Annotated in this window: 1 pseudogene; it reads right to left on the bottom strand. The window is 44.7% G+C overall.

Annotation, left to right across the window (positions count from 1 at the left end):
• Positions 1-655, bottom strand: a pseudogene (locus tag A1019T_RS09970) (IS3 family transposase); the annotation flags it as partial.

Genomic DNA, 655 nt, shown 5'->3' with positions numbered 1-655 from the left:
GGACATAACGACTGTACCAATCTATCACCGCCATCAAATACACGAAGCCCTTGGCTAGGCGAATATAGGTGATATCAGTACTCCACACTTGATTACAACGGCTAATCGGTACATGCTTAAGCAAATACGGGTAAACTTGATGTTCAGAGTTAGGCTTACTCGTGTTAGGATGCTGATAAATGGCATCTAGCCCCATTTGCCGTAGTAAGCGCCTAACTCGCTTTTCTCCCACTTGATAGCCTAATTGCCTCAAATACGCTGTCATGCGTTTAACCCCATAAAATGGGGTCTTGGTATACTGCTGGTCAAGCAAGTTCATCAGGGTAATATCAAGCTCGCTGATGGGCTTTGGCTGATAGTACAGACTTGAGCGGTTGATACCGAGTAATTCACATTGCTTACGAACACTAAAATCCTTGTTGTCAGGTTCTAGCAGTTGTTTACGAGTGCTCAGGGTAGCTGTGACTTTTTTTTAAGTCAGTCTCTTTCGCTTATGACTTGCCCTAGCTGCCTATGTAGTTCATCGATAATAGCTTGCTGGGCTTGTTCGTTGGCGTGCTGTTTGGTATTGAATGCAGTAGGGATAACTGCCAAAGCCTGCTTTTTCCAGTTGCTGATTTGGGTTGCATGAACCCCATATTCTGCGGTTAACTCG

It is taken from the genome of Psychrobacter piechaudii (assembly GCF_900162825.1).
GTDB lineage: Bacteria > Pseudomonadota > Gammaproteobacteria > Pseudomonadales > Moraxellaceae > Psychrobacter > Psychrobacter piechaudii.
The sequence above is the reverse complement of the archived record's forward strand: the minus strand, read 5'-3'. Positions and strand labels throughout refer to the sequence as shown.